4 protein-coding genes are annotated in these 3,509 nt (G+C 54.9%); all 4 read right to left on the bottom strand.

Annotated elements, in window-relative coordinates:
- Window positions 1-85: 85 nt before the first annotated feature.
- Window positions 86-484 carry an H-NS histone family protein gene (locus L977_RS12520; RefSeq protein ID WP_032640107.1) on the bottom strand — a complete coding sequence of 133 codons (399 nt, stop codon included), beginning with the start codon at window positions 482-484 and terminating at the stop codon, window positions 86-88.
- Window positions 481-2,682 carry a type IA DNA topoisomerase gene (locus tag L977_RS12525; protein WP_047625860.1) on the bottom strand — a complete coding sequence of 734 codons (2,202 nt, stop codon included), beginning with the start codon at window positions 2,680-2,682 and terminating at the stop codon, window positions 481-483. Before L977_RS12525 ends, L977_RS12520 begins: the two co-directional genes overlap by 4 nt.
- Window positions 2,682-2,984, bottom strand: coding sequence for a hypothetical protein (locus L977_RS12530; RefSeq protein ID WP_047625862.1), 303 nt, complete (start codon window positions 2,982-2,984; stop codon window positions 2,682-2,684). The genes L977_RS12525 and L977_RS12530 overlap by 1 nt, the downstream gene beginning before the upstream one ends.
- The coding region (locus L977_RS12535) for a YadA-like family protein (RefSeq protein WP_197061799.1) at window positions 2,985-3,509 on the bottom strand (525 nt) is incomplete at its 5' end. It lies immediately after the preceding gene.

Here is a 3,509-nt window from a genome sequence, read left to right on the forward strand (position 1 = left end):
AAAAGCGTCACACCCTGCGCGCCTGAGCAGGTTGCTGCTAACCGTTGTGGCTGCCAGAGATGCGATGATGATAATTCTTGCGAAACTATTCATTTGAGTTACCTATTAGAAAGCTTTCGAGGGTTTTTCCGGCGTCCAGTTCCTGCTGAATAAAGACCGGTACACGCCCCACGCCTGACCATGTTTTACGCACGCCGTGCTCAACATACTGGTATTTCGGTTTCCTTTTTGCCGACGATGGCGCGGCTGAATTGCCCGCTAGTTCAGCCGCCGAAAAACCTTCCGATTCAATGAGCGCCAGCAGTTCATTGCGCTTTTCCTCGCGCAGGCGGCGCTGATTTTCCTGCTTGATATGCTCTGCGCGCTTTTCATCAAGCGCCGCTGAAATACGCGCGCTCAGCTTCTCCAGAAAGGTGAAATCACTTTCACGTAAAAACTTTTTCAGCGCGCGCTCTGAGGTTAATTCGTCCTGGATACGGTTCATAATTTCAGCTCCTTCGGTACAGATACGTTCAATCCTTTCAGCGGATCGCGGGGTGGATATTCAAAACCGAGTTCCCCGGTTTGCGGATTTTTCAGGGTGACGATCATCGAATAGGTATCGTCGTTTTTCTTCGATTTAAAACCTTTAATAACGCCGGTTTTGCCCTTGCCGATTAACGTTTCGGCCTGTTTTGCCGTCAGCTTTTTGCCGCGCACTTCCAGCCAGATTTTGAACTGACAGCCGGTGCAGGCGCAGGTTTTCGGCGTCATAACCAGCTCAGCTCCGCACGACGGGCATTTAACCGCGAGGCGGTTAAGCGACGTTTTAGCGGGCTGTTTTTCCGCCGCGCTGATGGCAATGTCGGCGCTCTCAATTAGGCGGGATACTTCCGCGTAAAGACCATCAATAAACCGATCAATGGTCATTTCGCCGGTTTCAACTGCGGCCTGTTTTTCAGCCCAGACGGCGGTCATATCCGGCTGCGTCACCGAATCGGGCAGGGCATCAATTAACGCCAGCCCGGCGGCGGTCGGGATAAATTTGCCCTTTTCCACGGTGATGTAATCGCGGGTTTTCAGCGTCTCGATAATGGCCGCGCGGGTCGCCGGTGTGCCGATGCCGCCGTGTTCGTCTTTCTTGTCCTTATCCTTCTCCTTGAGCAGTTTTTTAATGCGCGGATCGGCGACAAAATCGGCCACACGAACGAGGGCAGCGAGCAGAGTCGCCTCGGTAAACAGCGGCAGCGGTTTGGTTTTTTTCTCGGAAATCACCACCTCGCGGCAGGTTAATGTCGCCCCGGTTTGCAGACGACTGATGGCCTCAAACGCGCTGCTGTTTTCGTCCTCCTCGTCGTCTTCCTCCGCATCGCTAAGGAACGCCGTAAAACCCGCGTCCGTGGTTTTACGCGCCGAGACTTTAAACATTTCGTCACCGCATTTGATCTCCGCGATCGCCTCGTCATAGCGTTTTTTCGCCACGAACTGCGCGAGATAAAACTGCGCGATGGCGAGATAAACCGCCTTTTCCCTGTCGGTAAGGCGGCTTAAATCCGGCATGTTCGTCGTCGGAATAATGGCGGTGTGGGCGGTCACTTTTTTACTGTCAAACGCCGCGCTTTTCTGCGCCGTATCGGTGGCAAGGCCGTTAAAAACGTCGAGCGTTTTTAAGGCCGCCACCACCTGCGGCGCGTCGTTAAACTGTTCGTCGGACAGATACGAACAGTCGGAGCGGTTATAGGTAATGTATTTACCGTCCTTGAGTTTCTGCGTGATGTCGAGCGTCTGCTGCGCGGTCAGTTTATGCCTGCGGTTCATATGCACCTGGAGGCGCAGCAGGTTAAACGGCAGCGGGGCGGCCGTGGTTTTTCCCCGGTCAGTGGCCGCCGCGAGCACGCTGGCCGGTTTTCCGGCCAGCGCTCTGGCGAGCCCTTCCGCCCAGGCCTTATCCGTCAGGCGCTTTTTATCGTCAACCGGCGCGTATTCGGACGTCTGCCAGCGGGCGCTGACGACGTCCGTGCCGCTGACAAACTGCCCGGCGAGCTGGTAGTAAAACGCCTCGCTGTGTGCCTGATTGTCGCGCCACCGGCGCACAATCATACCCAGCACCGGCGTCTGGACGCGGCCAACCGAAATCGTGCCCTTATAGCCTTTATCACGGGCTTTGAGGGTGTAGCAGCGGCTCATGCTGAAGCCAAAAATGGCGTCACCGGCGCTGCGCATCAGGGCTTTCAGGTACATCCCACGAAAATCGCTGTTATCACGCAGGGAATTGATGGCTTTTTTCACCGCTGGCGCGGTGTTGTCGTTAATCAGCACCCGCTTCACCGGGCGCGTGTTACCGGCGAACTCCAGCACCTCGTCAACGAGGAGCTGGCCTTCGTCGTCCGGGTCGCCGCAGTGGACAATCATTTTGATATCCGGGCGCTGGATCAGCTTCACCAGGGTGTTGGCCTGTTTTGCCACGCTCGCTTTGGGCTGAAGTTTAACGGGGTAAAGCTTCAGCGGCAGGGTGTCGAGCGACCAGGTGGCATACGCCGGGTTGATCGTCTCCGGGGGCACCATTTCCAGCACATGGCCGACGCAGTAGCTCACAATGTCGGTGGAGGATTCAAAATAACCGTCGTGGCGGGTAAAGTTGCCGCCGAGGGCTTTCACAATATCGGTCGCAACGGCGGGTTTTTCGGCGATAAATAGTCTCATTATTCCTGTTCCTTTCTTATTTCGGATAGCGTTACGCAGTACGCCTGATGCGCGTCATTGATGGCGCTGGCATCCAGACGAAAACCCTGTGATGCGGCAATCTCCAGAAAGATTGCCGCATCATCGGCGCTTAGCTTCGTTAGTACGTTTTGCAGCTCGTCCAGGACGCGGTAGTGGTAGATCTCGTAATGCAGCCCGCAGCCGCAGGCCGCATTTTTCTCCGCGCGGTTAATAAGGCTCAGGGCACTTACGGAATCACCGCGCGTATGCGCCCATGGGGGAGAAATAAATCCGGGCTTCATTTACCAGCCCCCGGCAAATCCAATGCCGACCGCACTGTTCCTGGATGAATCCCATGAAACATTGAGTCTTACGTTGGTGTTAGGGGATGTTTTGTAATTGACGCCGCCAGCAATCGCGTTGCCGTTCTGGTAATTACCCAGGCCGATACCGTAAGAAAATGAGTTTTCCGCGACATACGGAATTGACGCGATCGCGGTAACACCGGCAACACCGGCATTGAGACGCTTTTCTGCACGGTCAATTTTTGAATTGAGCTGTTTGAATCGCTGATTAGTTGAGTGGCTTAACGCATTGACGCGATTATCGGTATAGCTGGCAGCATTGCTTTCAGCCTGATTCGCTGCGTTTTGCGCGTAGTTAATGCTCTGGTCGTACTTTTTATTGGTATAGCTGTTGGATTGCTCAACTGCCGTTGAGGTGAGGTTATCAACGCGGTGATCCGTGTAATCCTTCGATTTATCGACCGCTGCGGCGGTGACCGTGTCGGTGTAGTCCTTCGATTTATCGACCGCTGCGGCGGTGGC

Source organism: Enterobacter sp. ZOR0014, assembly GCF_000798855.1.
Taxonomy (GTDB): domain Bacteria; phylum Pseudomonadota; class Gammaproteobacteria; order Enterobacterales; family Enterobacteriaceae; genus Enterobacter; species Enterobacter kobei.